This window comes from Burkholderia sp. SR8 (genome assembly GCF_052851275.1).
In genome coordinates this window covers 68,878-95,554 of record NZ_JAULUC010000015.1, presented here as the reverse complement: position 1 = coordinate 95,554, position 26,677 = coordinate 68,878, and the positions used below count along the sequence as shown (strand labels likewise).

Annotated in this window: 22 protein-coding genes; 9 read left to right on the top strand and 13 right to left on the bottom strand. The window is 68.5% G+C overall.

Annotated features, from left to right (window positions below; genetic code table 11):
• Positions 1-32: 32 nt before the first annotated feature.
• Positions 33-809, bottom strand: a complete 777-nt coding sequence (locus Q3A80_RS19925) for an L-iditol 2-dehydrogenase (RefSeq protein WP_446330612.1) — start codon at positions 807-809, stop codon at positions 33-35.
• Positions 810-1,137: 328 nt separating this feature from the next.
• Between Q3A80_RS19925 and Q3A80_RS19920 the strand changes: the two genes are divergently transcribed.
• From Q3A80_RS19920 to Q3A80_RS19905, 4 genes are read left to right on the top strand one after another with little or no spacing between them, the layout of a single operon-like run.
• Positions 1,138-1,599: a Fur family transcriptional regulator gene (locus Q3A80_RS19920; RefSeq protein WP_014896195.1), complete on the top strand. Its 462-nt coding sequence runs from the start codon at positions 1,138-1,140 to the stop codon at positions 1,597-1,599.
• Between the two features lie 48 nt (positions 1,600-1,647).
• On the top strand, positions 1,648-2,562 hold the full coding sequence (locus Q3A80_RS19915; RefSeq protein ID WP_446330611.1) for a metal ABC transporter solute-binding protein, Zn/Mn family: 915 nt from the start codon (positions 1,648-1,650) through the stop codon (positions 2,560-2,562).
• A 13-nt stretch (positions 2,563-2,575) separates the two neighbouring features.
• Positions 2,576-3,460, top strand: coding sequence for an ABC transporter ATP-binding protein (locus Q3A80_RS19910; RefSeq protein ID WP_446330610.1), 885 nt, complete (start codon positions 2,576-2,578; stop codon positions 3,458-3,460).
• Complete coding sequence (locus Q3A80_RS19905; protein ID WP_446330609.1) at positions 3,453-4,235, top strand: metal ABC transporter permease; 783 nt, start codon at positions 3,453-3,455, stop codon at positions 4,233-4,235. The genes Q3A80_RS19910 and Q3A80_RS19905 overlap by 8 nt, the downstream gene beginning before the upstream one ends.
• Positions 4,236-4,349: 114 nt before the next feature.
• On the opposite strand, the gene fghA is transcribed toward Q3A80_RS19905, so the two are convergent.
• Both fghA and Q3A80_RS19895 read right to left on the bottom strand, forming a co-directional pair.
• Positions 4,350-5,198 (bottom strand): S-formylglutathione hydrolase, encoded by an 849-nt coding sequence (fghA, locus tag Q3A80_RS19900; protein WP_446330608.1) that lies wholly within the window; start codon positions 5,196-5,198, stop codon positions 4,350-4,352.
• Positions 5,199-5,454: 256 nt separating this feature from the next.
• Entirely contained in the window at positions 5,455-6,921 is a 1,467-nt protein-coding gene (locus Q3A80_RS19895) for a xylulokinase (RefSeq protein ID WP_446330607.1), read from the bottom strand.
• A gap of 449 nt (positions 6,922-7,370) precedes the next feature.
• Here Q3A80_RS19895 and Q3A80_RS19890 point away from each other — a divergent pair, with 449 nt between their 5' ends.
• A complete protein-coding gene (locus tag Q3A80_RS19890; protein ID WP_446330606.1) occupies positions 7,371-8,747 on the top strand; it encodes a nucleobase:cation symporter-2 family protein in 1,377 nt (458 codons plus the stop codon).
• Positions 8,748-9,214: 467 nt separating this feature from the next.
• On the opposite strand, the gene Q3A80_RS19885 is transcribed toward Q3A80_RS19890, so the two are convergent.
• The 3 genes from Q3A80_RS19885 to Q3A80_RS19875 are packed head-to-tail and all read right to left on the bottom strand — an operon-like array spanning position 9,215 to position 15,201.
• Complete coding sequence (locus Q3A80_RS19885) at positions 9,215-10,753, bottom strand: efflux transporter outer membrane subunit (RefSeq protein WP_446330605.1); 1,539 nt, start codon at positions 10,751-10,753, stop codon at positions 9,215-9,217.
• Complete coding sequence (bpeB, locus tag Q3A80_RS19880; RefSeq protein WP_446330604.1) at positions 10,753-13,953, bottom strand: efflux RND transporter permease BpeB; 3,201 nt, start codon at positions 13,951-13,953, stop codon at positions 10,753-10,755. Before bpeB ends, Q3A80_RS19885 begins: the two co-directional genes overlap by 1 nt.
• A 15-nt stretch (positions 13,954-13,968) precedes the next feature.
• The gene (locus Q3A80_RS19875; RefSeq protein WP_446330603.1) at positions 13,969-15,201 is read right to left on the bottom strand and encodes an efflux RND transporter periplasmic adaptor subunit; all 1,233 of its coding nucleotides are present in this window, start codon (positions 15,199-15,201) and stop codon (positions 13,969-13,971) included.
• 398 nt (positions 15,202-15,599) lie between these two features.
• On the opposite strand from Q3A80_RS19875, the gene Q3A80_RS19870 reads away from it, so the two are divergent.
• Positions 15,600-16,241 carry a TetR family transcriptional regulator gene (locus tag Q3A80_RS19870; RefSeq protein ID WP_446330602.1) on the top strand — a complete coding sequence of 214 codons (642 nt, stop codon included), beginning with the start codon at positions 15,600-15,602 and terminating at the stop codon, positions 16,239-16,241.
• 120 nt (positions 16,242-16,361) lie between these two features.
• Here the strand turns inward: Q3A80_RS19870 and Q3A80_RS19865 are convergent, their stop codons facing one another.
• Positions 16,362-17,033, bottom strand: coding sequence for a cysteine hydrolase family protein (locus Q3A80_RS19865; RefSeq protein WP_446330601.1), 672 nt, complete (start codon positions 17,031-17,033; stop codon positions 16,362-16,364).
• A 153-nt stretch (positions 17,034-17,186) separates the two neighbouring features.
• On the opposite strand from Q3A80_RS19865, the gene Q3A80_RS19860 reads away from it, so the two are divergent.
• The gene (locus tag Q3A80_RS19860) at positions 17,187-18,188 is read left to right on the top strand and encodes a helix-turn-helix domain-containing protein (RefSeq protein WP_446330600.1); all 1,002 of its coding nucleotides are present in this window, start codon (positions 17,187-17,189) and stop codon (positions 18,186-18,188) included.
• 54 nt (positions 18,189-18,242) lie between these two features.
• On the opposite strand, the gene Q3A80_RS19855 is transcribed toward Q3A80_RS19860, so the two are convergent.
• The 6 genes from Q3A80_RS19855 to Q3A80_RS19830 form a co-directional block, all read right to left on the bottom strand.
• Positions 18,243-18,950 (bottom strand): CoxG family protein, encoded by a 708-nt coding sequence (locus Q3A80_RS19855; protein ID WP_446330599.1) that lies wholly within the window; start codon positions 18,948-18,950, stop codon positions 18,243-18,245.
• A gap of 28 nt (positions 18,951-18,978) precedes the next feature.
• On the bottom strand, positions 18,979-19,338 hold the full coding sequence (locus Q3A80_RS19850; protein WP_446330598.1) for a DUF427 domain-containing protein: 360 nt from the start codon (positions 19,336-19,338) through the stop codon (positions 18,979-18,981).
• Positions 19,339-19,471: 133 nt separating this feature from the next.
• Positions 19,472-19,912 carry a carboxypeptidase-like regulatory domain-containing protein gene (locus tag Q3A80_RS19845; RefSeq protein ID WP_446330597.1) on the bottom strand — a complete coding sequence of 147 codons (441 nt, stop codon included), beginning with the start codon at positions 19,910-19,912 and terminating at the stop codon, positions 19,472-19,474.
• Positions 19,913-20,007: 95 nt separating this feature from the next.
• A complete protein-coding gene (locus Q3A80_RS19840; protein WP_446330596.1) occupies positions 20,008-21,492 on the bottom strand; it encodes a DegQ family serine endoprotease in 1,485 nt (494 codons plus the stop codon).
• A gap of 99 nt (positions 21,493-21,591) precedes the next feature.
• Entirely contained in the window at positions 21,592-22,938 is a 1,347-nt protein-coding gene (locus tag Q3A80_RS19835) for an ATP-binding protein (protein ID WP_446330595.1), read from the bottom strand.
• A gap of 3 nt (positions 22,939-22,941) precedes the next feature.
• Positions 22,942-23,604: a response regulator gene (locus Q3A80_RS19830; protein ID WP_446330594.1), complete on the bottom strand. Its 663-nt coding sequence runs from the start codon at positions 23,602-23,604 to the stop codon at positions 22,942-22,944.
• A 183-nt stretch (positions 23,605-23,787) separates the two neighbouring features.
• On the opposite strand from Q3A80_RS19830, the gene dacB reads away from it, so the two are divergent.
• A complete protein-coding gene (gene dacB / locus Q3A80_RS19825; RefSeq protein ID WP_446330593.1) occupies positions 23,788-25,323 on the top strand; it encodes a D-alanyl-D-alanine carboxypeptidase/D-alanyl-D-alanine endopeptidase in 1,536 nt (511 codons plus the stop codon).
• A 434-nt stretch (positions 25,324-25,757) separates the two neighbouring features.
• Positions 25,758-26,672: a sterol desaturase family protein gene (locus Q3A80_RS19820; RefSeq protein WP_446330592.1), complete on the top strand. Its 915-nt coding sequence runs from the start codon at positions 25,758-25,760 to the stop codon at positions 26,670-26,672.
• Positions 26,673-26,677: the final 5 nt, after the last annotated feature.

Below are 26,677 nucleotides of genomic sequence, written 5' to 3'. Positions count from 1 at the left end.
CCGCCAGGGTTGCGCGTGCGAGCGGCGGCATGTCAGCTCATCCAGTTGCCGCCGTCGACGTTCAGCGTCTGGGCGGTGATGTAGTCGGCATCGGCCGACGCGAGGAACAGCGCGGCGCCCGTCAGGTCGCCGGGCACGCCCATGCGGCCAAGCGGCACGGCTTCGCCGACGAGCCGCTTCTTCTCGCCGAGCGGCCGGTTCTCGTAGCGTGCAAAGAGCGCATCGACCTGCTCCCACATCGGCGTGTCGACCACGCCCGGCGCGATGCCGTTCACGTTGATCCGGTGCGGCGCGAGCGCGAGCGCGGCCGACTGCGTGTAGCTGATCACCGCCGCCTTGGTCGCGCAGTAGTGCGAAACGAGCGCCTCGCCGCGACGCCCTGCCTGCGACGACATGTTGACGATCTTGCCGCCGCGGCCCTGCTCGACCATCCGCTGCGCGACGGCCTGCATCAGGAAGAACAGCCCTTTCACGTTGACCGCGAACAGCCGGTCGAACACGTCCCAGGATTCGTCGAGGAGCGGGCGCATGTCGAACAGCGCCGCGTTGTTGAACAGGATGTCGACGCCGCCGAAACGTTCGACGGCAGTCGCGACGATGCGCTCGATGTCGTCACGGCGCGTGACGTCGGCCGTGACGGCCACCGCGCGGCCCGGGTTGGCCTCGATCAGCCGGGCGAGCGAACCGCTCGCGGGCTTCAGGTCCACCAGCACGCAGCGCGCGCCCTCGTCCAGATAGCGTTGCGCGACCGCTTCGCCGATGCCGCTTGCCGCGCCCGTCAGGATCGCGACCTTGTCTGCCAGTCTCACTGGTTGTCTCCGGTTCGTTCTGCTGCTCGAAGGTCGCGAGGTGAGCGAACGCTCGCTGACCGATCAATTGCTCTGTTGTTGGTCGAATGATCGGATACGCGATTGACGCTGTCAAGGCGGCACGACGGCTTTCGATGATGCGCTGCCGCACGGCGGGCTGCGCTACGGGTCGGCGCGCCCCGCGCGGCAAGGCGCGGCGCGCTGGGTGCGGCGCGGCTGAAACGGCGACGAAGGGGACGGAGCGGCCGTGCGGTGGCGAATTCGCGCTGCACGGCGGGAAGATACGTTATATCATCGCGATACTTCGTTTCATCGCCTGCCTCACGCCATGGCCACCTCATCGCCCATCGACGCCCGGCTGTCCCGGGCCGACGCATTCGCCGCCGAGCACGGGCTCGCGTGGACGCCGCTGCGCCGCCAGGTCTACGAACGCGTGCTGGCCGCGCAGCGCCCGATCGGCGCGTACGACCTGCTCGCCGAGCTCGAGCCGCAGCGCGGCCGCGTGCCGCCGACGACCGTCTATCGCGCGCTGGATTTCCTCGTCGAGCACGGCTTCATCCACCGGATCGAATCGAAGAACGCGTTCTTCGCGTGCTGCGAGATCGGCGTGCCGCACGAAGGCCAGTTCCTGATCTGCGATTCGTGCGGCGAGACCGTCGAGATCCCGGGCAGCGACCTCGCGAAGCAGCTGTCCGCGAGCGAGCCCGCGCACGGGTTCGAAGTCCACCATCAGGTCGTCGAGCTGAACGGCCTGTGCGGGCACTGCAAGGGCAAGCCCGCGCAACGCTGACGCCGCACCCCGCGGCGCACCGCGCCGCCCTTTTCAACGAGGAGTTTCATGTCCATTGCCCTGAAGCGCGCGCCGCGGCGCGCCCTGCCGCTTGCCCGCCTGCTCACCGCTGCAGCCGCCGTGCTGTCGATCGCCGCACCCGGCGTCGCGCATGCAGCGACCGTCAACGTCGTCGCGGCCGAGAACTTCTATGGCGACGTCGCGTCGCAGATCGGCGGCAGCCATGTCGCGGTCACCAGCATCCTCAGCAATCCCGAACAGGACCCGCATCTGTTCGAAGCGAGCCCGAAGACCGCGCGCGCACTGCAGCGCGCGCAGGTCGTGATCTACAACGGCGCGAACTACGATCCATGGATGGACAAGCTGCTGTCCGCAGCGAAGCAGGGCAAGCGCGCGACGATCGTCGTCGCCGATCTGGTCGGCAAGAAGGCCGGCGACAACCCGCACCTGTGGTACGACCCGGCGACGATGCCGGCCGCCGCGCGCGCGATCGCGGCCGAGCTCGGCCGTGCGGACCCGGCGAACAAGGCCGACTACGACGCGAACCTGCAGAAGTTCGTCGCGTCGCTGAAGCCCGTCGACGACAAGATCGCCGCGCTGCGCGCGCAGTACAAGGGCGTGCCGGTCACGGCCACCGAGCCGGTGTTCGGCTACATGTCCGACGCGATCGGCCTCGACATGCGCAACCAGCGCTTCCAGCTCGCGACGATGAACGATACGGAGGCGAGCGCGCAGGACGTCGCCGCGTTCGAGAACGACCTGCGCAAGAAGCAGGTGCGCGCGCTGATCTACAACAGCCAGGCCGAAGCACCGATGACGAAGCGCCTGCTGAAGATCGCGCGCGACGGCGGCGTACCGACCGTGAGCGTCACCGAGACGCAGCCGGCCGGCAGGACCTTCCAGCAATGGATGGCCGGCCAGCTCGACGCGCTCGCGGCCGCGCTTTCCGCCAGCAAGAAATGACCGACATCACGACATGAGCGCCACTCCCCACGCCCTCGCACTCGATCGCGTCACGCTCGAACTGGGCGGCCGCACGATCCTGCGCGACGTGAGCTTCTCGATCGAACCCGGCGAATTCGTCGGCGTGCTCGGCCCGAACGGCGCGGGCAAGACGACGCTGATGCGCGCGGTGCTCGGCCTCGTGCCGGTCACGGGCGGCACGCTGTCGGTCGGCGGCGTGCCGGTCGAGCGCGGCAACGCGTCGATCGGCTACATGCCGCAGATCCGCAGCGGCCTCGCGAATCGCCGGATGCGCGGCTACGATTTCGTCGCGATGGCCGCCGACGGCCACCGCTGGGGGCTGCCGCACACGAACGCCGCGACGCGGCGCGACGTCGATCGCGTGCTCGACCTCGTCGGCGGCCCGGCGCTCGCGCGCCGGCCGCTGTCCGAGCTGTCGGGCGGCGAGCGGCAGCGGCTGCTGCTCGCGCAGTGCCTGCTCGGCAGCCCGAAGCTGCTGCTGCTCGACGAGCCGCTGATCAGCCTCGATCCGAATCATCAGCGCGGCGTCGTCGAACTCGTGCGCAACGTGCAGCGCGAGCTCGGCATCACCGTGCTGTTTTCCGCGCACGAGCTGAATCCGCTGCTGAACGCGCTTGATCGCGTGCTGTATCTCGGCAACGGCGTCGCGGCGCTCGGCACCGTCGACGAAGTGATCACGAAGCCGGTGCTGTCGCGGCTCTACGGGTCGCCGATCGACGTGATGCGCGTGAACGGCAGGATCTTCGTGATGTCCGGCGACGTGGAAATCGAGAAGCACGATCACGAACACGAGGACGACGACGGCCATTCGCACGGCGGCGGCCACGGCCATCACCACCACGGACACGCTCATCCCGGGCATTCGCACGATGTTTGAATACGACTTCATGATCAACGCGTTCGCCGCGTCGGGAATCGTCGCGGTGCTCGCGGGCATCGTCGGCTACTTCCTGGTGCTGCGCGGACAGACCTTCGCCGGCCATGCGCTGTCGCACGTCGGCTTCACCGGCGCGACCGGCGCGGTGCTGCTCGGCATCTCGCCGATCTGGGGAATGGTCGGCTTCACGCTCGCGGCCGGAATCGGGATGGGCGCGCTCGGCGAACGGCTCGCGGGCCGCGACGTCGCGATCGGCGTGATCCTGTCGGGCGCGCTCGGCTTCGGCCTGTTGTTCCTGCACTTCTACACGTCGTTCGCGACGCAGGTCACCGCGCTGCTGTTCGGCAACGTGCTCGCGGTGAGCCGCGACACGCTCGCGGTACTGGCCGGCATCGGCGCGGTGAGCCTCGCCGCCCTTGCGCTGATCGCGCGGCCGCTGCTGTTCGCGTCGCTGCAGCCGGAACTGGCCGAGGCGAAAGGCGTATCGCTGCGCACGGTGTCGGTGCTGTTCCTCGCGGTGTGCGCGCTCGCGGTCGCCGCGGCCACGCAGATCGTCGGCGTGCTGCTGGTGTTCACGCTGCTCGTCGGGCCGGCCGCGGCCGCGCAGAACGTGTCGACGCGGCTGTCGACCGGCGTGCTGCTCGCCGCGCTGTTCGCGCTGTTCGAAGCGTGGGTCGGGATCGCGTTCGCATATCACACCGACTGGCCGACGAGCTTCTGGATCACGGCGTTGTCCGCGCTCGTGTATGGGGCGAGCTTGTTGCGGCGCCACTGAGCGTCGCGTCCGCTCGGCGGCAACGAAAACGCCGGCGTGCCCGAGGGGCGGCGCCGGCGTTTTTTTTACGCGCGCGGTTTGCCGCGCGACGTGTGCGTTATCTGCTTGCCGCGTTCACCGGGCCAGCACACGCGCATGATGCGCGATGTGATCGGCGACGAACGTCGAGATGAAGTAGTAGCCGTGGTCGTAGCCTTCATGGCGGCGCAGCGTCAGCGGCTGGCCGGCCTTCTCGCACGCGGCTTCGAACACGTCGGGGTTCAGCTGGTTCGCGAGGAACTGGTCGGCGAGGCCCTGGTCGACGAGGATGCCGTCCGCGAACTTCGGCGCATCCGCACGCGCGACGAGCTCGCTCGCATCGTGCTGCTTCCATGCGTCGCGATCGTCGCCGAGATAGCCGGAGAACGCCTTCTCGCCCCACGGGCAGCGCGTCGGCGCCGCGATCGGCGCGAACGCCGACACCGAGCGATACAGGCCCGGATGACGCAGCGCGAGCGTCAGCGCGCCGTGCCCGCCCATCGAGTGGCCGAAGATCCCGAGCCGTGCGCCATCGATCGGCAGCTCGCTCGTGACGAGTTCCCGCAGCTCGCCCGTCACGTACGACTCCATCCGGTAATGCGTGGACCACGGCGCCTGAGTCGCATCGACGTAGAAACCCGCGCCGACACCGAAATCCCATGCATCGGCTTCACCCGGTACGCCCGCGCCGCGCGGGCTCGTATCGGGCATCACGAGCGCGACGCCGTGCTGCGCCGCGTACTGCTGCGCGCCGCCCTTGATCGCGAACGTCTCGTCGGTGCACGTGAGCCCCGCGAGATAGAACAGCACCGGCACGCGGCCGTGCGCGGCCTGCGGCGGCAGGTACACCGAGAATTTCATCGGCAGGCCGATGGCCGTCGAATCGTGGCGATAGAAGCGTTGCTCGCCGCCGTGGCAAGCATGCGAAGAAACGAGTTCGAGCATGGGATTCCCTTCCGTTCAATACAGCACGATCGGGCGAAGCGATTCGCCCTTCTTCATCGGGTCGGCGCTGCCGCGACGATTGTCGAGCGGCGCGCGCGTCATTGGGTCGAGCCGTGCCGCGCGGGCTCGCAACCGGCACGGCGACATCGCATCGTGCTCGCCATGATCGCCGATCGCGCCACGCGTCGCGCGCGCGAAACAGCCGCCGGCTTGCCACGACGCGTCATCGGCGACGCAAAACGACACGTGCCCGAGTTTAAACGCCGGTCGTGAACCATGCATCCGTACGCGCATACAGGTCGATGAAACGCGCGTGGCGCGCGGCCAGCGCGCGATCGTCGCGCGGCGCGGCGACCGGCGACGCGGCCGGTGCAAGCGTGCGCAGCGCGTCGTCGCGCCAGTGTCCGATCGCGACGCCCGCGAGCAGCGCGGCGCCGCGCGTCGCGGCGTTCGGGCAATCGACCGCGGCGAGCGATGCGCCGAGCGCATCCGCGAGCAACTGGCGCCAGCGCGGATCGACCGAGCCGCCGCCGGCCAGACGCAGCGTCGTGACCGGATCGGCGCGGTTCGCGTCGCGGATCGCATCGAGCCCCGCACGCAACGCGAACGCGACCCCTTCGAACGCGGCGCGCATCATCGCGCCGCGCGTGTCGCCGAGACCGAGGCCGAGCCAGCCGCCGCGCGCATCGGGATTCATCCACGGCGAACGCTCACCCGTCAGGTACGGCAGGAAGCACAACCGCTCGGACGCCGGCTGCGCGAACGCGTCGTCGTACGCGTCCGCCCACTGCGGATAGCCGAGCCAGCCGCGCACCGCTTCGAGCGCGAGCCCGACGTTCTGCATCGCGGCCATCGTGTAATAGCCGCCGCCGGCCGCGGTGCGATAGCGATGCAGCCCGCGCCGCGCAGGCGGCAGCACGTCCGCGAGCACGACGATCTGGCCGCCGCTGCCGGTGGTGAGCAGCGCGTCGCCGGCCGCGACGAGCCCGCTGCCGAGCGCCGCGCATGCGGTATCGGCCGCGCCGGTCGCAAGCGGCACGCCGGCCGGCAGCCCGAGCGCCGCCGCGGCCTTCGCACCGAGCACGCCGCAGCGCGCGCCCGACGCGCGCACTGGCGCGAAGCGGTCGCGCGGCAGACCCAGCGTGTCGATCAGCGCCGTATCCCACGCGCCGTCCGGCGTCGCGAGCGCGGTCGCGCACGCATCGCTCGGATCGGCCGCGACGTCGCCGCCGAGTGCGACGCGCAACCAGTCCTTCGGCTGCACGGCCCAGCGCGCGGCCTGCAGCGCATGCGGTTCATGTGCGGCCAGCCAGCGCAACAGCGGGCCCGCCATCCCCGGCGCGACGGGATTCGGGGCGACGGGCAAACCGGCGACGGGCAATCCGGCGACGGGCCAATTCGCCGGATCCGCTTCGCGCACCGCGCGCGTATCGGGCCACAGCATCGCGGGCCGCACCGGCTGCCCGTGCGCATCGATCGGCACGACGCCATGCATCTGCCCGGAGAAGCCGATCGCGGCCACCTGCTCGCGCTCGCCGGCCGGCAGCCGCGCAGCGGCGCGCACGAGCGCGTGCCACCACACGTCGGGCGCGATTTCGGCCCAGCCGGGCTGCGGTGACGACAACGCATAAGGTTCGCTCGCGACGGCGCGTTCGACGCCATCGGCATCAAGCGTGACGAGTTTGACGGAGCCGGTGCCGAGGTCGATTCCGAGCAGGCGCATGACAGGATCGCGTATTCGAGTAAACGGATATCGATGATAGCGGGATCGCGACATGCGGCCCGGCCGAAGCGGCGCTTTTTGTCGTCGTGACGATGCGCAAGCGCGGCCGCGCATGCCAGGTGCCACCGGGCTGCACCGGGCCCGCCCGAACGCCCGCTCGCGGGTTAACCCGGCACGATTTTTCACCGGTCGTTTTTGCCACTATGCCGCGCTCGCGATACACACCATAAAGCCACCGATATTTGACACGGGGGCCCGCGCTATTTTGGACGGCTATAAAACCGGGAAACCTCACTCCAGCGGCGTTTCCCGATGATCGACACCCTCTTTCATGCCGAAATGGCATATCGAACCAGCAAAGAACGGAATAGAACCCAGCGCTCTTGTTGCGATGTGGCATTCCGCATAACTTCGTATCACCCCGAATACAAGATCATGGAGTGAGACAGATGCAATCGAACACGGTCCATCCGTGCGATGAGGTGCTGCCGACCGGCAAGCTTGTAACGCTTGGTCTCCAGCACGTCCTCGTCATGTACGCCGGCGCCGTCGCCGTGCCGCTCATCGTCGGCGGCGCGCTGAAGCTGCCCAAAGACCAGATCGCGTTCCTGATCAGCGCCGATCTGTTTTCGTGCGGCATCGCGACGCTGATCCAGACGCTCGGACTGTGGATCTTCGGCATCCGCCTGCCCGTCATCATGGGCTGCACGTTCGCGGCAGTCGGCCCGATGATCGCGATCGGCACCAACCCCGGCCTCGGCATTCTCGACATCTTCGGCTCGACGATCGCGGCCGGCATCATCGGCATCGTGCTCGCGCCGATGATCGGCAAGCTGTTGCGGTTCTTCCCGCCCGTCGTCGTCGGCACGGTGATCGCGGTGATCGGGCTGTCGCTGATGGAAGTCGGGATCAACTGGGCGGCCGGCGGCGTCGGCAACCCCGAATACGGCAGCCCCGTCTACCTCGGCCTGTCGCTGCTCGTGCTCACGCTGATCCTGCTGATCAACAAGTACGGCCGCGGCTTCCTCGCGAACATCTCGGTGCTGCTCGGCATCGTCGCCGGCTTCGTGATCGCGTTCGCGATCGGCCGCGTGAATACCGACGGCGTCGCACACGCACCGTGGGTCGGCTTCGTGATGCCGTTCCACTTCGGCCTGCCGCACTTCGATCCGCTGTCGATCGCGACGATGGTCACGGTGATGTTCGTCACGTTCATCGAATCGACCGGGATGTTCCTCGCGGTCGGCGACATGGTCGATCGTCCGGTCAACCAGGAGCGCCTCGTGCGCGGCCTGCGCGTCGACGGCCTCGGCACGCTGATCGGCGGCATCTTCAACTCGTTCCCGCATACGTCGTTCTCGCAGAACGTCGGCCTGATCGGCGTGACGGGCGTGAAGAGCCGGTTCGTCTGCGCGACGGGCGGCGTGATCCTGGTGCTGCTCGGCCTGTTCCCGAAGATGGCGCAGGTCGTCGCGTCGGTGCCGCCGTTCGTGCTCGGCGGCGCGGGCATCGTGATGTTCGGGATGGTGGCCGCGAACGGCATCAAGGTGCTGTCGAAGGTCGACTTCGTGAACAACTCGCACAACCTGTTCATCGTCGCCGTGAGCGTCGGCATGGGCCTCGTGCCGGTCGTGTCGCCGCACTTCTTCTCGAAGCTGCCGCCCGCGCTCGCACCGATCCTGCACAGCGGCATCCTGCTCGCGTCCGCGACGGCCGTGATCCTGAACATCGTGTTCAACGGCGTGAAGGGCGAAAAGGACGCGCGTTGCGAAATCCGCCGCGCAGGGCACGACTTCGACGGACGCCCGGCCGACGTGCATCACTGACCGGTCTGCCTGCGCCGGCGCACGGCGCATCGCAGCGGCAACGAAAGACGCCACGGCATGCCGTGGCGTTTTGCTTGGTGCGAGCCCGTTGCGGTACGGATGTGGGTCGGCGGCAGTGCAGCGCGCCGCGTCGCTGCGGTTAAAGGCGGCGCCTCACTGACGTGACGACGCCGCGGACAGCAGCGCCGGGTGCCGGCCGACCACCGACCACCGGCCGGCGGCGTGCGCCGTATCGCGTGGCGCCCCATCGATTGCCGGCGATGGAAGCGCCCGGCGAACTCGCGTACGACGGCCGCGTCGCTCGACCGCATGCCGCACCGCCACGCGTGCGCATGCGGCGCGAAACCACGCGCACCAGACATGCGAACAAAAAAACGCCACGAACTGTCGTCCGTGGCGTCGTTGCATGCCGGGCGGCGCGGCCTTCGGCGAACCGGAGCGGTCGCCCGCCCTGCCCGCCGTCGCGCTTACCCGTTCGTGCGGGTTGCCGATGCGCTTGCGGGCGCTACGGCCTTGTCGTCGTAGCCTTCGGTCACGTCCGGCGCACGCGGCGTCTCGCCCGCGCGCTGGATCCAGCCGCCGCCCAATGCGCGGTACAGATCGACGAGGTTCGTCCAGCGAGCGAGACGTGCGCTGATCAGCGTCTGCTGTGCCGAGTACAGATCGGTCTGCGCGGTCAGCACCGACAGGTAGCTGTCGACACCGTTCTTGTAGCGCAGGTCCGACAGATCGAAGCGGCGCTGCTGCGCGTGCTCGTTGCGCTCGAGCGCGGCGATCTGCTGGTCGTACGTGCCGCGTGCGGCCAGCCCGTCCGACACTTCGCGGAACGCCGACTGGATCGCCTTCTCGTAGTTCGCGATCTCGATGCGCTTCTGCACGTTCGCGAGGTTCAGGTTCGCGATGTTCTGCCCGCCTTCGAAGATCGGCATCGTGATCTGCGGCGCGAACGACCACGCCGCCGTGCCGGCCTTGAACAACCCGCCGAGCGTCGGGCTCGCGGTACCGAACGCGCCCGTCAGCGAAATGCGCGGGAAGAACGCCGCGCGCGCCGCGCCGATGTTCGCGTTCGCGGCCAGCAGCGTCTGCTCGGCCTGCATCACGTCCGGACGACGCGTCAGCAGGTCCGACGGCAGGCCCGCCGGCACGTCCGCCAGCAGGTTCTGCGCATCGAGCGGCATGCCCGCCGGCAGATCGTCCGGCAGCGGCTCGCCGATCAGCAGCACCAGCGCGTTCACTGCCTGCGCACGCGCACGCGCCTGCGCCTGCTGGTTCGCGAGCGCCGTCTCGACGACCGTCTGCGCCTGACGCAGCTCGAGCTCGGAGCCCGTGCCGTTGTCGAACTGCAGCTTCGTCAGGTCGTACGACGCCTGCGCGGTCTTCAGCGTGTTTTCCGTGACCTTCAGCAGGTCGTCGGTCGACAGCAGCGTCAGGTACTGATCCGCGACTTGCGACACGAGCGAGATCTCGGTGGCCTGCCGCGCGTACGACGTCGCCAGATACTGCGCGAGCGCCTGGTCCTTCAGGCTCTGCACGCGACCGAACAGGTCGAGCTCCCACGACGCGGACAGGCCGACGTTGTAGGTGCGCGTGATCAGCGGCCGGCCCGTCGTCGAGACGCCGGCCGGAAGGCGCTGGATGCTGCCCGTGCCGGTGCCGTCGAGCGTCGGGAACAGGCCGGCGCGCGTGATCTGGTACTGCGCGCGCGATGCCTCGATGTTCAGCACCGCGACCCGCAGGTCGCGGTTGTTCTTCAGCGCGATCTCGATCAGCCGCTGCAGGCGCGGATCGACGAAGAATTCGCGCCAGCCGATGGCGGTCGCCGCCTGGCCGTTCGCGCTGCGCGCGCCGGCAGCACCCGGCTGCGTCGCATAGACGCCGTCGGCCGGGTATGCCTGCGCGACGGGCGCGTCGGGCCGCTTGTAATGCGGCGCCAGCGTGCAGCCCGTGGCAAGGAGCGCGGCGGCCAGTGCGACCGCGATTGCAGTCAAAGCGTGTTTTTGCATCATCACTGTCCCTTGTTGCCTTCGTCGCCGTTGCCCGGCTTCTCTTCGTGGTGCGAGTGCTCCTGAGCCAGGCGCAGCGCCTCGTCGACGTCTTCCTTCTCGCCGCTGAAGATCGCACGGATCTTCACGAAGAACATCGGGATCATGAAGATCGCGAGGAACGTCGCCGTGATCATCCCGCCGATCACGCCGGTACCGATCGCGTGCTGGCTCGCCGAACCCGCGCCGTTGCTGATCGCGAGCGGCATCACGCCGAGAATGAACGCGAGCGACGTCATCAGGATCGGACGCAGCCGCAGGCGCGCCGCTTCCAGCGCGGCCTCGATCGGCCCCATCTTCTCCGTCATCTGCAGTTCGCGCGCGAATTCCACGATCAGGATCGCGTTCTTCGCGGACAAGCCCACGGTGGTCAGCAGGCCGACCTGGAAGAACACGTCGTTCTCGAGGCCGCGCATGGTCGCCGCGAGCAGTGCGCCGATCACGCCGAGCGGCACCACCATGATCACCGAGAACGGGATCGACCAGCTTTCATACAGTGCCGCGAGACACAGGAACACGACCAGGATCGAGATCGCGTACAGCACCGGCGCCTGCGAGCCCGACTGGATTTCCTGGAACGACAGGCCGGTCCACGAATAGCCGATACCGACCGGCAGCTTCTTCGCGAGCCCTTCCATCGCGGTCATCGCCTGACCGGTCGACTTGCCCGGTGCGGCCTGACCCTGGATTTCCATCGCCGACACGCCGTTGTAACGCTCGAGCTTCGGCGAACCGTACGTCCAGTGACCGGTCGCGAACGCGCTGAACGGCACCATCCCGCCCGACCCGTTGCGCACGTACCAGATGTTCATGTCCTCCGGCGTCATCCGGAACGGCGCGTCGGACTGCACGTACACCTTCTTGATCCGGCCGTCGGTGTCGAGGAAGTTGTTCACGTACTTCGACGCCCACGCGATCGAGAACGTCTGGTCGATCGCATCCGCGGTCACGCCGAGCGCGTTCGCCTTCTCGCGATCGATGTCGACCTTGTACTGCGGCGTATCGTTCAGCCCGTTCGGACGCACGCCTTGCAGCGTCGGATCCTTCGCGGCCATCCCGAGCAGCTGGTTGCGCGCGGCCATCAGCGCGTCGTGGCCGAGACCGGCGTTGTCCGTCAGCTCGAAGTCGAAGCCGGCGGCGGTACCGAGTTCCGGAATCGACGGCGGGTTGAACGGGATCACGATCGCGTCCTTGTAGCTGCCGTAGCGGCCGAACATCCGGCCGATCAGCGCCTGGACCTTCTGGTTCGCGTGCTGACGCTGCGAGTAGTCCTTCAGCTTCACGAACACGAGACCCGAGTTCTGGCCGCGGCCGGCGAAGCTGAAGCCGTTGACCGTGAACGCCGACTCGACGATTTCCTTCTCGTCCTTCAGCAGGTAGTCGGAAATGTTCGCGAGCGTCTTCGCGGTCGTTTCCTGCGTCGAGCCCGACGGCGTCTGCACGATCACGAACATCAGGCCCTGGTCTTCATCGGGCAGGAACGACTTCGGCAGGCGCACGAACAGCAGCCCGACCGCGACGATCACGACCAGATAGATGATGAGCCAGCGGCCCGAGCGCTTGATCACGTGGTGCACGCCGACGTGGTACTTGTCGCGGCTGTTGTTGAACGTGCGGTTGAACCAGCCGAAGAAGCCCTTCTTCTCTTCGTGATGGCCCTGCGGGATCGGCTTGAGGATCGTCGCGCACAGTGCGGGCGTCAGAATCAACGCGACCAGCACCGACAGCACCATCGCGGACACGATCGTCAGCGAGAACTGGCGATAGATCGCGCCGACCGAACCGCCGGAGAACGCGACCGGCACGAACACCGCCGACAGCACGAGCGCGACGCCGACGAGTGCGCCGGTGATCTGGCCCATCGCCTTGCGGGTCGCCTCCTTCGGCGACAACCCCTCTTCCGCCATCACGCGCTCGACGTTCTCGACCACCACGATCGCATCGTCGACCAGCAGACCGATCGCGAGCACGAGGCCGAACATCGACAGCGTGTTGATCGAGAAGCCCACCAGCGACATGATCGCGAACGTGCCGAGCAGCACGACCGGCACCGCGATCGTCGGGATGATCGTCGCCCGCAGGTTCTGCAGGAACAGATACATCACGAGGAACACGAGCACGATACCTTCGAGCAGCGTCTTGACCACTTCCTCGATCGACAGCTTCACGAACGGCGTCGTGTCGTACGGATACTTGACGACGAGGCCGTGCGGGAAGAACGGTGCGAGCTCGTCGATCTTCGCGCGCACGGCCTTCGCGGTCGCGAGCGCGTTCGCGTTGGTCGCGAGCTGGATACCGAGTGCTGCGGTCGGCTGACCGTTGTACTTCGTGTCGAAGTTGTAGTTCTCGCCGCCGAGCCCGATCTGCGCGACGTCCTTCAGGCGAACCTGCGAGCCGTCCTGGTTCACCTTCAGCAGGATGTTGCCGAACTGCTCGGGCGTCTGCAGCAGCGTCGATTCGGTGATCGTCGCCTGCAGCACGGTGCCCGGCTTCGCCGGCGTGCCGCCGATCTGGCCGCCCGCGATCTGCACGTTCTGCGCGGTGATTGCGCTCGTCACGTCGACCGGCGTGAGGCCGTAGTTCGTCAGGCGGGTCGGGTCGAGCCAGATCCGCATCGCGTACTGCGAGCCGAACAGCGTGACGGTACCGACGCCGTTCAGCCGGCTGATCGGATCCTTCACGTGCGACGCCACGAAGTTCGCGAGGTCGTACTTGTTCATGCTGCCGTCTTCGGAGTTGAAGGCGAGCACCAGCAGGAAGCTGCTGCTCGACTTCGTCACCGACAGACCGAGCTGCTGCACGACCTGCGGCAGAACCGGCGTCGCGAGCGACAGCTTGTTCTGCACCTGCACCTGCGCGATGTCGGCGTTGGTGCCCGGCGCGAACGTCAGCGTGATCGTCGCGTTGCCCGAGTCGTCACTCGTCGACGACATGTACAGGAAGTTGTCGAGACCGCTCATCTGCTGCTCGATCACCTGCGTCACCGTGTCTTCCACCGTCTTCGCGGAAGCGCCCGGGTAGTTCGCGGTGATCTGGATCGATGGCGGCGCGATCGTCGGATACTGCGCGATCGGCAGCGTGAAGATCGCCGCAACCCCGGCCAGCATCAGGATGATGGCGATCACCCACGCGAAGATCGGGCGATCGATAAAAAACTTTGCCATGAAACAGGCTCCCTGTTATTGCGCGCTCGACGCAGCGGCGGCGCTCGCCGGTGCTGCGCCCGAGGCGGCGGCACCCGAAGCGGCTGCAGCGCCCGATGCCGCTGCGGCGGCCGGCAGCTGCGCCGGGACCGACTTCACGGTCGCGCCCGGACGCACCTTGTCGACGCCCTGCACGATCACGCGGTCGCCCGCCTGCAGACCGCCTTCGACGACCCAGTTCTGCCCCTGCATGCCGGTCGTCTTCAGCGGACGCGGCTCGACCTTGTTGTTCGCGTTCACGACCATCGCGACCGCCTGGCCCTTCTGGTCATGCGTGACGCCGATCTGCGGCACCAGGAACGCGTTCTCGTTCACGCCTTCCTCGATCCGTGCGCGCACGAACATCCCCGGCAGCAGCACGCGGCCCGGGTTCGGGAACACCGCACGAATGGTGACCGAGCCGGTGGTCTGGTCGACCGTCACGTCGGAGAACTGCAGCTTGCCCGGCTCCGGATACGCCTTGCCGTCCTCGAGGATCAGCGTCACCTTCGCCGCGCCCGGGCCGCTCGTCTTCAGGCGGCCGCTCTGCACGTCCTGGCGCAGTTTCAGCCCGTCGAGGCTCGACTGCGTGAGGTCGACATAGACCGGATCGAGCTGCTGCACCGTCGACATCAGCGTCGCCTGGCTCGCCTGCACGTACGCGCCCGGCGTGACCTGCGAAATGCCGACGCGGCCGGTGATCGGCGAAACGACGTCCGTATAGCCGAGGTTGATCTGCGCGGTCTCGACCGCTGCCTTGCCGGCCGCGACGTCCGCCGCCGCCTGGCCTTGCGTGGCCACCGCGTTGTCGTAGTCCTGCTTGCTCACTGCATTCGCGGCGACCAGCACCTTGTAGCGCGCGACCAGCGCGTTCTGCGTGACGAGGTTCGCCTGCGCCTTCGCGAGCGTCGCCTTCGCGCTGTTCAGCTGCGCGAGGTACGGCGCCGGGTCGATCTTGTAGAGGCGCTGGCCGGCCTTGACGTCGCTGCCTTCGGTGAATTCACGACGCAGCACGATGCCGTCGACCCGTGCGCGGACTTGCGCGACGAGGAAGGCACTGGTGCGGCCGGGCAGTTCGGTGAACACCGGAACGGATTGCGGCTGGACGGTGACGACGCCGACTTCCGGCGTTTGCGGCGGCGGTGCCGATTCTTTTTTCCCGCACGCGGCCAGGAAAACGGCGGCCGTCGCGACAGTGAGTAAGCGGTATGGAACCCGTTCGACGCGCATGGAGCGACCTCTGTGTATAACCAATGGAATAAGTGCGGCGCCCGGACGGAGCGTCACACGGATGCGCCTCGCGGCGCCGATCGAACACCTGAATTACTGGACTACTGGATACAGCAAGTCGGCACGAGACCTCCATGCCGACGAGATGCCGCGAACTGCGGACAAGTACTAGGGCGGGAATCAGCAGAGTGGGATATTAACTGATTGCCACTTGGGTCATTCGATCGTAGGGTGGTATTGTATATACATTCACGAATGTATGTAAAAAGCCCGCTCGCCCGCCGCCAACCGTCCAGTCTTACGAATTATTACTAGTCGCAAGCATAGCGGCTCCGCCCGACGGCGGCGACGGTCACAGACCCTATATTCACCTACGATCGATCCATTCAGGCCTGCACATGGTCAGACGCACCAAGGAGGAGGCGCTCGAGACGCGGAACCGCATTCTCGACGCCGCCGAACACGTGTTCTTCGAGAAGGGCGTGTCGCACACGTCGCTCGCGGACATCGCCCAGCACGCCGGCGTGACGCGCGGCGCGATCTACTGGCATTTCGCGAACAAGAGCGAATTGTTCGATGCGATGTTCGACCGCGTGTTCCTGCCGATCGACGAGCTCAAGCGGATGCCGCTCGATGCGCCCGGCGGCAATCCGCTCGAGAAGATCCGCAAGATCCTGATCTGGTGCCTGCTCGGCGTGCAGCGCGACTCGCAACTGCGGCGCGTGTTCAGCATCCTGTTCATGAAGTGCGAATACGTGGCGGACATGGAGCCGCTGCTGCAGCGCAATCGCGCCGGAATGAGCGAGGCGCTGCACGCGATCGACGCGGACCTCGCGGTGGCCGTGCGGCTCAAGCTGCTGCCCGAGCGCCTCGACACGTGGCGCGCGACGCTGATGCTGCACACGCTCGTCAGCGGTTTCGTGCGCGACATGCTGATGCTGCCCGACGAGATCGACGCCGAGCAGCATGCGGAACAGCTCGTCGACGGCTGCTTCGACATGATGCGTTACAGCCCGGCGATGCTGAAGGCGGCCGACTGAGCCGCTTTGGCCGGCGCGTTGCGCCGTTTCATCGCCGTCGGCCGGATCGGCCGGCCGCCCGGGCGGCAGCGGCAATGGCTTGCCACCCGAGGAATACTTCCCTTCCCGTCCCCGCTTCCGTCACGCCGCCTTCGCTCGCCGCGCGCGGGCCCGCCGGTTCGACGCGGCCACCGAATCGCGCGTCGGCATCGCCGCGCCGCCGAGCCCGGCGATCCACGCATCGGTCGACATCACCGCCGCGAAGTTCGACTGGAACACCACCGTGTACGCGCGGTGAATCTCTTCGGCGCTCACCGCGCCGGCTTCGTTCTCGTACGGCACCGCGCCGGTCGCGTCCGAAAGGTACTCGACGGTCAGCCCGGCATGCGCCGCGTGATAGACCGTCGACGCATTGCAGTTGTGCGTCATGTAGCCGGCGACCGTGAGCGTGTCGATTCCGTGCGCGTCGAGCCACGCGGCGAGATCGGTGCCGGCGAAGGCGCTGGCCTGCGCCTTCACGATCAGGTGCGCATACGGGCGGCCGGCGACGACCGGATGCAGCGCGACGCCGTCCGTGCCGGGCGCGAAGATCGGCGCGCCCGCCGGCGCGACGTGCTGGACGACGATCACCGGCACGCCGGCCGCATGCGCGGCGTCGATCGCGCGGCCGATGTTCGCGAGCGACGCGTCGACGGGCGGATACTCGATCGGCAGGCCGCCCGTCACGTATTCGTTCTGCACGTCGATCACGATCAGCGCACGGCGGGAAGCGGAAGCAGAAAAGGCGGAGGACGACGACACGGCATTCGACATGACAGGACTCCCGGTTTGACGGCGCCGCCCCGCTCCGGAACGAAGCGGCCAGCAGCGCGACGGGATGCATTGTCGGATCGCCCCGCGCACGCGGACAGTGGCCCGATAGCCAATATTCGATAGAATCGGGCCATCGCCATTCCGGAGCCCGCCATGCGCGCCGCTGCGTCGTCCGCTGCCCCCGCCCCGACCGTCGTCGCCGTGATCGCGTACGACGGCATCAGCCCGTTCCATCTGTCGGTGCCGTCCGTCGTGTTCGGCAAGGAGCGCGATGCGGCCGCGACGCCCGCGTTCGATTTCCGCGTCTGTTCGGCCGAACGCGCTCCGTTGTCGACCACGGGCGGCTTCACGATCACCGCGCCGTACGGGTTCGATGCGCTCGACGATGCGGACATCGTGATCGTGCCCGCGTGGCGCGATCCGGAAGAAGCGCCGCCGGCGGCCATGGTCGACGCGGTGCGCACGGCGGCCGCGCGCGGCGCGCAGGTCGTCGGCCTGTGCCTCGGTGCATACGTGCTCGCCGCAGCCGGGCTGCTCGACGGGCGCCCGGCCACGACGCACTGGGCATGGGCCGACGACTTCGCGCAGCGCTTTCCGCGCGTGAGGCTCGACCCCGACGTGCTGTACGTCGACGACGGCAACCTGATGACGTCGGCCGGCACCGCCGCCGGGCTCGACTGCTGCCTGCACGTCGTGCGGCGGCGCTTCGGCTCGGACGCCGCAAACCGGATCGCGCGCCGCCTCGTGATCCCGCCGCACCGCCAGGGCGGTCAGGCGCAATACGTGCCGCAGCCGGTCGCCGCGCATCCGCGCGATGCCCGGCTCGCAGGCCTGCTCGACTGGGTGCGCGCGCATCTCGACGTCGCGCACAGCGTGGATTCGCTCGCCGAACGCGTGCTGATGAGCCGGCGCACGTTCACGCGCCACTTTCGCCAGGCGACGGGCACGACCGTCACCGCGTGGCTGCAGGCGGAGCGGCTCACGCGCGCGCAGCATCTGCTGGAAACCACCGGACAATCGATCGACGCGATCGCGCAGGCGGCCGGCTACGGGTCGAGCGTGTCGCTGCGCCAGCATTTCGCGGGCGCGCTCGGCACGTCGCCGTCGGCCTATCGGAAGGAATTTCGCGGCGCCGGGCCCGACGCATCGCGCTGACGGCCGCCGCGCCAGCCGCGGGCGGACGGGCAAGACGCGAGCGGGCGCGGGCGCTCAGGCGCCGTTGATCCAGCGCGCGGCATACAGCAGCAGCGCGACGAACACGACGATCGCCGCCCACGCCCAGCCGGGCAGCGGGCCGGATTCGCGATGATGAACGGCGCTTGCGGCACGTCCGCTCAGTGCGCCGCCGAGGTGCGGCAGCGGACGCTTCGCCGCGGCCATCAGCGACGCGGGCCGCAGGAACACGTGCTGGCGGCGCGGCGGGTTCGCCCGTGCGCGGTTCGGCACGAGACCGTGCTTCGCCTGCACGACCGCGCTGAATTCGCGGAAGAAATCGTCGGTCCACTCGCGCAGCGCATTCTCGATCTGCCGGGCCGGCAACTCGGCGAGCGGCCCGCTCGCCGTCGCCCACACCACGTAATCGATGCGCGTCGCGTCCGCGTCGCCTTGTTCCGGAAGCAGCAGGAGCTCGACCTGGCCGCGCAGCGCGCCGAGACCGTCGGCCCGCGCCTTGAAGTTCAGCACGCGGCGCGGCTGCCCTTCGCCATCGCCCTGCTCGTTCGCCGAATGCGCACGCACGTCGTAGCGTGCGCGCAGCGGGCCGAGCGGCACCGTGATCGTCAGCGCGAATTCGCCTTGCCCGAGTTTCTCGAACGACTCGCAATGGTCGAAGCTCGCGCGCAGCAGCGCGAGATCCTCGAGCGCGTCGCGCACGACGGCCGGCGCGAGCGGTACGCGTAACGTGTCGTTCAGTTCCATGGCGCTTCCTCGATGAACGCGCGCCGCATCAGGACGTCTCGACGAGACTGTCGACCCGTGCGGCATCGAAGGCGACGTAGTGCGCAAGCGCGAACGCCGCCTCCGCCGGTTCTTCGTAACTCCATGCGGCGTTCTCGATCACGCCGTCTTCGGTCTGCAGGTCGAAGTAGACGGCCTGTCCCCGCACCGGACAGACGGTCGTGACGCTCGACTTCACGAGCCTGCGCATGTTGACGTCGCCGCGCGGCAGGTAATGGGTGTCCGGCAGGCCCGTCTCACGCACGGTGAGCGCGCCGTGCGAGTCGGCATACGTGATGCCGCGATGGATCACGCGCACGCGATGGCGGTTCGGCACGATTTCGAGGCGAGGGTCGGCGGCAGCGGACATCGTTTCTCCTCCGGGCAGCCCCGGCGGCACGCCGGGCGCGGAAACGAAAAAGCCACGGCACGAGGCCGTGGCTTTCATTATGGGCGAAACTTCGTCCGATTGCGCGACCCGCGGCGGGCTCGCGCGCGGTGCGTTACTGCGCACTCCACTGGAACGCGGCCTTCGCACCGCCCTTCGCGCCGACCGTAACCGCGCGCGTCTCGTCGCTGCCCTGGTACGACGCATGCACCGTATAGCGTCCCGGCGGCAACTTCACGAGCATGTACGGCCCGCGCGCATCCGTCTTCAGCAGTTCGGTGCCCTTGCCGTCGACGATCCGCACGTGGACGTCGGCCAGATATTCGCCGCCCTTGCCGGTGAAGCGCAGCGCGAGCGGCCATGCCGCCTCGTTGCGCTCGAACGCCGTCGATTGATCCTTGCCGATGCCGCCTGACACATAGCTGACGTCACCCTGCTCGGTCGCTTCGGGCAGGCCGTCCGATGATTGCGCGTACGCGCCGGGCGCGGCAGCCGCCAGGCCGGCGGCCAGCACCGCCGCGACGGTAAATCGGGACACGTTGCGTAGATATTGCATGGCTCTCTCCTTTCGGGTCGGAACACAGCACCCACGGGGCCGAACGCCTGCGGCGCCCGCCAGGGCCGGCCACGCCGGCCCGCAACGGCCGCCGGTCAGCTCAGGTCGACCGGCACGAAGATCTGTGCATTATCGCGCTGAATCAACAGAGCAAGACTGTTGCCCGCTCCCTTGACGGCCTCGCGCAACTGCTCGGGGCTCGTGACCGGACGGCCGTTCACCGCGAGGATCACGTCGCCGGGCTGGATGCCCGCGCTCGCGGCCGGGCCGCCGGCCTGCTGCACGATCAGCCCGTGCGACAGGCTGGTCGCGCTGCGCTCCTGCGGCGTGAGCGGACGGACCGCGACACCGAGGCGCCCCTGCTCGACGGGGCTGCCGTCGTTCGACGCCACCTTCGCGTCGGTCATGGCGCCGAGCGTCACGCTGATCGACTTCTTCGACTTGTCGCGCCACACCTGCAGGTCGGCCTTCGAGCCCGGTTTCAGGTTCGCGATCTGCGCGGGCAGCGACGTGGAATCGGCGACCGGCGAGCCGTTGACCGCCAGGATCACGTCGCCCGGCTGCAGGCCGGCCTGCGCGGCCGGGCCGTTCGGATCGACCGAGCTGACGAGCGCGCCGTCCGGCTTCTGCAGCCCGAACGAACTTGCGAGCGTCTGGTTCAGCCCCTGCACGGCGACGCCGAGGCGGCCGCGGCTCACGTGGCCCGTCTTCACGAGCTCGTCCTTGACCTTGATCGCCTCGTTGATCGGAATCGCGAACGACAGGCCCTGGAAGCCGCCCGTCTGCGAGTAGATCATCGAATTGATGCCGATCACCTCGCCCTGCAGGTTGAACAGCGGGCCGCCCGAGTTGCCGGGGTTCACCGGCACGTCGGTCTGGATGAACGGCGTGTAGTTCTCGTCGGGCAGCGCGCGCGATTTCGCGCTGATGATGCCGGAGGTGACCGTGTTGTCGAAACCGTACGGCGAACCGATCGCGACGACCCACTGGCCGACCTTGCTCTGCGCCGGATCGCCGATCTTCACGGTCGGCAGGCCGCTCGCGTCGATCTTCAGCACCGCGACGTCGGACTGCTTGTCCGAGCCGATGACCTTCGCCTTGTATTCGCGCTTGTCGGTCAGCTTCACCGTGACGACGTTCGCGCCGTCGATCACGTGCGCGTTGGTGAGGATGTACCCGTCGGAGCTGACGATGAATCCCGAACCGAGGCTCGCGCTCGGCTGGTCGTCCGGCTGCGCGTCGCCGCCCATGCCCGGCACCTGGCCGTAGAAGTGCTTGAAGAACTGGTAGAACGGATCGCTCGGATCCATCCGCAACTGCGGCTGTTGCACGCGCCGCGACACCTGCTTCACGACGTGCTTCGCGCTGATGTTCACGACCGCCGGGCCGTACGTCTCGACCAGCCCGGAGAAATCGGGGATGCCGGTCTTCGCCGCGGCTTCGGCCGGCATCAGCGCGGCAGCCTGCGCAGGCGTGATGATCTGCGGATCGGCGTGGCGGGTGCCCGCGACATAGCCGGCGGACAGCGCGGCCGCCACGGCGACCGCGACGGCGCCGCGCGCAAGGAATCGGGTGTTCATCGTAGGACCTCCTCTTTGTTAGGTCGCAGCGTAACGACCCTGACTTAAAGGAGGCTTAATCGCCCTTAAGCGGGGCTTAAGCCGCTACGCGCGCCTCGGTCACGCGAATTCGGACGCGTGCGGCGCCGGCTCGCGCGTGTCGGCGTCGCGGAACACGACGCTCACGAGCAGCCCGCCCGCGGCCGCGTCGCCGAGCGACACCGTCGCGCCCTGCTGCGCGGCGACACGCTTGACGATCGCGAGCCCGAGCCCGCTGCCCGACACGTCGGCGCGCGCGCGCGCGGAGCTGTCGCGGTAGAAGCGGTCGAATACGCGCTCGCGCTCGTCGGCCGGGATGCCGGGCCCGCTGTCGGCGATCTGCACGCACGCGCGCCCGGCCGCATCGCGCGTCAGCGACACGTCGATGCGGCCGCCGTCCGGCGTGTACTTCACCGCGTTGTCGAGCAGGTTTCCGAACATCACGCGCAGCGCGCCGACGTCCGCGACGACGGTCGCCGCGCGCGCCTCCTCGAAGCCGAGGTCGATCGCGCGCCGCTGCGCGAGCGGCGCGTGCGCGGCCACGCATTCGGCGAGCAGCGCGTGCAGGTCGACCGGCTCGCGCACGGTCGCGCCGTCGGGTTCCGCGCGGGCGAGCGCGAGCAGCTGTTCGGTGAGACGCGTCGCGCGCGTGACGCCGTCCTGCAGATCGGCGACCGCCTCGCGGCGCGATGCATCGTCCTTCGCGCGTGCGACGAGCTGCGCCTGGATCTGCACGGCCGCGAGCGGCGTGCGCAGTTCGTGCGCGGCATCGGCGACGAACGCCTTCTGCGTGTCGAGCGCCGCCGACAATCGCGCGAGCAGCCCGTTCAGCGCGCGCACGAGCGGCTGCACCTCGAGCGGCAGCCGCGCGTCGGGCAGCGGATCGAGCGCTTCCGGCCGGCGCGCCTCGACCGCGCGCGTCACGCGTTCGAGCGGCGCGAGCCCGCGCCCGACGATCGTCCACACCGCCGCGCCGAGGAACGGCAGCAGCACGATCAGCGGCCACAGCGTGCGCAGCGCGACGTTCGCGGCGAGCCGGTTGCGCACCGACAGCGGCTGTGCGAGCTGCACGACGTTGTCGCCGACGATCGCGCCGTACACGCGCCATTCGCCGCGATCGGTGCGCTCGGTCGAGAAGCCGAGTTCCGCGCGCGGCGCGATCGGCGCGCGCGGATGCGAGAAGTACATCAGCACGCCGTTGCGGTTCCAGATCTGGATCACGATGCCCTCGTCGCCGTTGGTGCGCGAGCCGAACACCTGCGAGAACGGTTCCGACGGCAGCGCCGCGGCGATTTCCTGCAACTGGTAGTCGAACAGTTCGTTCGCTTCGGCGAGCGCCTGCCGGTAGATCAGCCAGCCCGCGATGCCCACGCCCGCGACGACGATCGCGAGCAGCCAGATCAGCAATTGATGACGAATCGACCTCACGCGTCAGCTTTCCTTGACGACCATGTAGCCGAGCCCGCGCACGTTGCGGATCAGGTCCGAACCGAGCTTCTTGCGCAGCGCGTGGATGTAGACCTCGACCGTGTTGCTGCCGATCTCCTCGCCCCAGCCGTACATCTTCTCCTCGAGCTGGCTCTTCGACAGCACCGCGCCGGGCCGCGCGAGCAGCGCCTCGAGCAGCGCGAACTCGCGCGCGGACAGCGCGACGGGCGCGCCGTCGAGCGTCACCTGGTGCGATGCGGGGTCGAGCGTCAGCGCGCCGTGGCGGATCAGCGACTCGCTGCGTCCCGCCTGGCGGCGGATCAGCGCGCGCATCCGCGCGCCGAGTTCGTCGAGGTCGAACGGCTTGACGAGGTAGTCGTCGGCGCCCGCGTCGAGGCCCTTTACGCGATCGGCCACCGCATCGCGCGCGGTGACGATCAGTACCGGCAGCGACAGCCCGCGCGCGCGCAGCGTGCGCAGCACGTCGATGCCGTCGCGCTTCGGCAGCCCGAGGTCGAGCAGCAGCAGGTCGTACGTTTCGCCGCCGAGCGCCGTGAGCGCCGCGTCGCCGTCCTGCACCCAGTCGACCGCGAAGCCGTCGGCGCGCAGCGCCTTGCGCACGCCGTCGGCAATCATTCGATCGTCTTCAACTAGCAGAATCCGCATCGGAACCGGAACCCATGGGACGAGTAAAACATGGCGACCATTGTAGCGCCGCGAATCGACGGTGCTCCCTGCAATGCAACAGAAAGGCAGTTTGCAGCGGCTGCGGACGGAGTTGTCTCTACAATGTGCGCTCCGGCGCCGCGCGCGCCCTGCCCGGACCCTGTGCTTTTCCCGTATTCGCCCATGCCGATTTCCGATCTTTCCGCCCGGTTCGCCCCGCGTGCCCGCGTGTGCCTGCGCGCGGCCGCCGTCATCGCCACCTGCACGGCCCTCGCGTTCGCGCCGCCCGCGCAGGCCCGCAAGAAATCCCACAAGGAAGCACGCAAGACCGCCGTCGTGTCGCCCGCCGCGCGCGCCGCCGGCCTGCCGGCGTCCGTGCTCGTCGCGCTGCAGCGCGCGAAGGTGCCGGCGTCGGCGATGAGCGTCGTCGTCGAGCGCGTCGGCGATCCCGAGCCGCTGATCGCATGGAACGCGAGCCGGCCGATGCTGCCGGCGTCGACGATGAAGCTCGTCACGACGTACTCCGGCCTGTCGATCCTCGGCCCCGACTTCCGCTGGCGCACCACTGCGTATGCGGACGGCCCGGTCGACCCGGACGGCACGCTGCAAGGCAACCTGTACATCAAGGGCACCGGCGACCCGAAGCTCGTGCCCGAGGAACTGATCGACCTCGTCGACAAGCTGCGCAAGGCGGGCGTCAAGCGCGTGGCCGGCGGGCTCGTGCTCGACAAGACCTATTTCGCCGCATCGACGCGCGACCTGCCGTCGTTCGACGACGACGTGAGCGCGCCGTACAACGTCGGCCCCGATCCGCTGCTGTATGCGTTCAAGGCCGTGTCGTTCACGGTCACGCCCGGCGACGACGGCAAGGTCGCCATCGACGTGCTGCCGCCGCTCGCGAACCTGTCGATCGACAATCAGCTGTACGAAGGCACGGGCTCGTGCGGCGCGGCCGCCGCGGCCGCTCGCCCGACGCTGTCGGCCGGCGGCGGCGGGATCATGACCGCGTCGTTCGCCGGCGATTATCCGCTGCGCTGCGGTGCGCGCACGACCAACCTCGCGATCCTCGATCACACGACGTTCTTCGCGCGCGGCTTCCTCGCGCTGTGGCAGCAGGACGGCGGCACGATCGCCGGCCCGGTCAGCGAAGGCAAGGTGCCGACCGCCGCGCGGCCGCTCGCCGTGCATCACAGCCCGGTGCTCGGCAGCATCGTGTACGACATCAACAAGTTCAGCAACAACGTGATGGCGCGCAACCTGTTCCTGACGATCGGCGCGGTCGCCGGCAAGCCGCCCGCGACGCCCGAGCAGTCGAGCCGCGCGATTCGCGCGTTCCTGCAGAAGAGCGGCATCGCGATGCCCGACCTCGAGCTCGAGAACGGCTCGGGCCTGTCGCGCGACGAGCACGTGAGCGCACTGTCGCTCGCCGCGCTGCTGCAGGCCGCGAACGCGAGCCCGGTCGCGCAGGCGTTCATCGATTCGCTGCCGATCGCCGGTATCGACGGCACGATGAAGAACCGCCTGACCAACGCGGGCGTGCTCGGCAACGCGCACATCAAGACCGGCACGCTGCGCGACGTGCGCGCGATCGCGGGCTACGTGGCCGGTGCCGACGGCCAGAGCTACATCGTCGTCAGCTTCATCAACGACGATCATGCGGAAGCCGCGCGCGCCGCGCACGACACGCTGCTCGAATGGGTCTACGCGGGCGCGCACTGACGCGGCACGCACTGCGCGGCGGCGCGCCGGCACTCGCGATTGCATTGCGCCGGCCGTGGCCCGGCACCGGATGCCGGGGCGCCGCGCGGCAAATGCTCGCGGTCGCATTGCGCCGGCCTCGCCCGGCGCCGCATGCACGGGAACCGCGCGCTCAACCGATCGCTGCCCCACCCGCGAAACCGCCGTTCGCGGTTTGAAACGCCTACCCGCGGCGGCGCGCCGGACGCCGCGCGCCAGCCCGCCCTGCAAACAGGGCCACACCGCGCGGCCCCGCGCCGCGCGGCTTCCGTAAAAACCCTGTCCTCAGAGGGAACCCTCTACGCTGCCCCCTCGCCTAGCGCGTGGCGATTGCGTAGGCTGTTGGCCTGACCGATATCTACAACGGGCCGCACGCCCGGCCTCACGGCTTGCAGGGGAAAGGAGGAGACACGTCCATGCGATTCGACGTCGAATTGCTTCTGCTCGCGCTGGCGCCCGTCTTCCTGCTGTGCATCGCGTGGGAAGCGTGGCACCTCGCGCGCACGCGCGCGCAGGACCATGTCTACGCGTGGCGCGACACGCTGTGCAATGCGGCGCTCGCACTGATGCACCAGGGCGCCGATAAACTCGCGTGGCTGTTCGTGATTCCCGTTTATGCGTACTGCTACGCACATTTCCGGCTGTTCACGTGGCACGACGGCTGGCTGTCGTTCGCGGTGCTGTTCGTCGGCCAGGATTTCCTCTATTACGTGTTCCATCGCGCGAGCCATCGCGTGCGCTGGCTGTGGGCCGCGCACGTCGTGCACCACTCGTCCGAGCGGATGAATTTCTCGACCGCGTTCCGGCAGAGCCTGATGTACCCCGTCGCGGGCATGTGGGCGTTCTGGCTGCCGCTCGCGGTGCTCGGCTTCCCGCCGCAGCAGATCGTCGGCGTCGTGCTGATCAACCTCGCGTTCCAGTTCTTCGTGCATACGCAGGCGATCGGCAAGCTCGGCTGGCTCGAATACGTGTTCAACACGCCGTCGATCCATCGCGCGCACCATGCGCGCAACCCGCGCTACATCGACCGCAATTACGCAGGCGTGCTCGTGATCTGGGACCGCCTGTTCGGCAGCTTCGTCGAGGAAGCCCCCGACGATCCGCCGCAATACGGCATCGTCGAGCCGCTCGGCTCGAACAACCCGCTCGTCGCAACGTTTCACGAGTGGGTGTCGATGGCGGCCGACGCGTTGCGCGTGCCAGGATGGCGCAACAAGCTGCGCGCGATTTTCGGCCCGCCCGAATGGGCGAGCGCTTATCATGCGCAGAACGCCGAGGCTGCGAATCACGATCCGCGCACCGCGCCGCTTGCGGCCGTGCGCGACCAATAAACCGC

What these genes read in the sequence shown, in the direction of transcription:
- Q3A80_RS19920 (WP_014896195.1), top strand. Translation starts at nt 1,138, where the DNA reads ATGGCCACCTCATCGCCCATCGACGCCCGGCTGTCCCGGGCCGACGCA.
- Q3A80_RS19915 (WP_446330611.1), top strand. Translation starts at nt 1,648, where the DNA reads ATGTCCATTGCCCTGAAGCGCGCGCCGCGGCGCGCCCTGCCGCTTGCC.
- Q3A80_RS19910 (WP_446330610.1), top strand. Translation starts at nt 2,576, where the DNA reads ATGAGCGCCACTCCCCACGCCCTCGCACTCGATCGCGTCACGCTCGAA.
- Q3A80_RS19905 (WP_446330609.1), top strand. Translation starts at nt 3,453, where the DNA reads ATGTTTGAATACGACTTCATGATCAACGCGTTCGCCGCGTCGGGAATC.
- fghA (WP_446330608.1), bottom strand. Translation starts at nt 5,198, where the DNA reads ATGCTCGAACTCGTTTCTTCGCATGCTTGCCACGGCGGCGAGCAACGC.
- Q3A80_RS19895 (WP_446330607.1), bottom strand. Translation starts at nt 6,921, where the DNA reads ATGCGCCTGCTCGGAATCGACCTCGGCACCGGCTCCGTCAAACTCGTC.
- Q3A80_RS19890 (WP_446330606.1), top strand. Translation starts at nt 7,371, where the DNA reads ATGCAATCGAACACGGTCCATCCGTGCGATGAGGTGCTGCCGACCGGC.
- Q3A80_RS19885 (WP_446330605.1), bottom strand. Translation starts at nt 10,753, where the DNA reads ATGATGCAAAAACACGCTTTGACTGCAATCGCGGTCGCACTGGCCGCC.
- bpeB (WP_446330604.1), bottom strand. Translation starts at nt 13,953, where the DNA reads ATGGCAAAGTTTTTTATCGATCGCCCGATCTTCGCGTGGGTGATCGCC.
- Q3A80_RS19875 (WP_446330603.1), bottom strand. Translation starts at nt 15,201, where the DNA reads ATGCGCGTCGAACGGGTTCCATACCGCTTACTCACTGTCGCGACGGCC.
- Q3A80_RS19870 (WP_446330602.1), top strand. Translation starts at nt 15,600, where the DNA reads ATGGTCAGACGCACCAAGGAGGAGGCGCTCGAGACGCGGAACCGCATT.
- Q3A80_RS19865 (WP_446330601.1), bottom strand. Translation starts at nt 17,033, where the DNA reads ATGTCGAATGCCGTGTCGTCGTCCTCCGCCTTTTCTGCTTCCGCTTCC.
- Q3A80_RS19860 (WP_446330600.1), top strand. Translation starts at nt 17,187, where the DNA reads ATGCGCGCCGCTGCGTCGTCCGCTGCCCCCGCCCCGACCGTCGTCGCC.
- Q3A80_RS19855 (WP_446330599.1), bottom strand. Translation starts at nt 18,950, where the DNA reads ATGGAACTGAACGACACGTTACGCGTACCGCTCGCGCCGGCCGTCGTG.
- Q3A80_RS19850 (WP_446330598.1), bottom strand. Translation starts at nt 19,338, where the DNA reads ATGTCCGCTGCCGCCGACCCTCGCCTCGAAATCGTGCCGAACCGCCAT.
- Q3A80_RS19845 (WP_446330597.1), bottom strand. Translation starts at nt 19,912, where the DNA reads ATGCAATATCTACGCAACGTGTCCCGATTTACCGTCGCGGCGGTGCTG.
- Q3A80_RS19840 (WP_446330596.1), bottom strand. Translation starts at nt 21,492, where the DNA reads ATGAACACCCGATTCCTTGCGCGCGGCGCCGTCGCGGTCGCCGTGGCG.
- Q3A80_RS19830 (WP_446330594.1), bottom strand. Translation starts at nt 23,604, where the DNA reads ATGCGGATTCTGCTAGTTGAAGACGATCGAATGATTGCCGACGGCGTG.
- dacB (WP_446330593.1), top strand. Translation starts at nt 23,788, where the DNA reads ATGCCGATTTCCGATCTTTCCGCCCGGTTCGCCCCGCGTGCCCGCGTG.
- Q3A80_RS19820 (WP_446330592.1), top strand. Translation starts at nt 25,758, where the DNA reads ATGCGATTCGACGTCGAATTGCTTCTGCTCGCGCTGGCGCCCGTCTTC.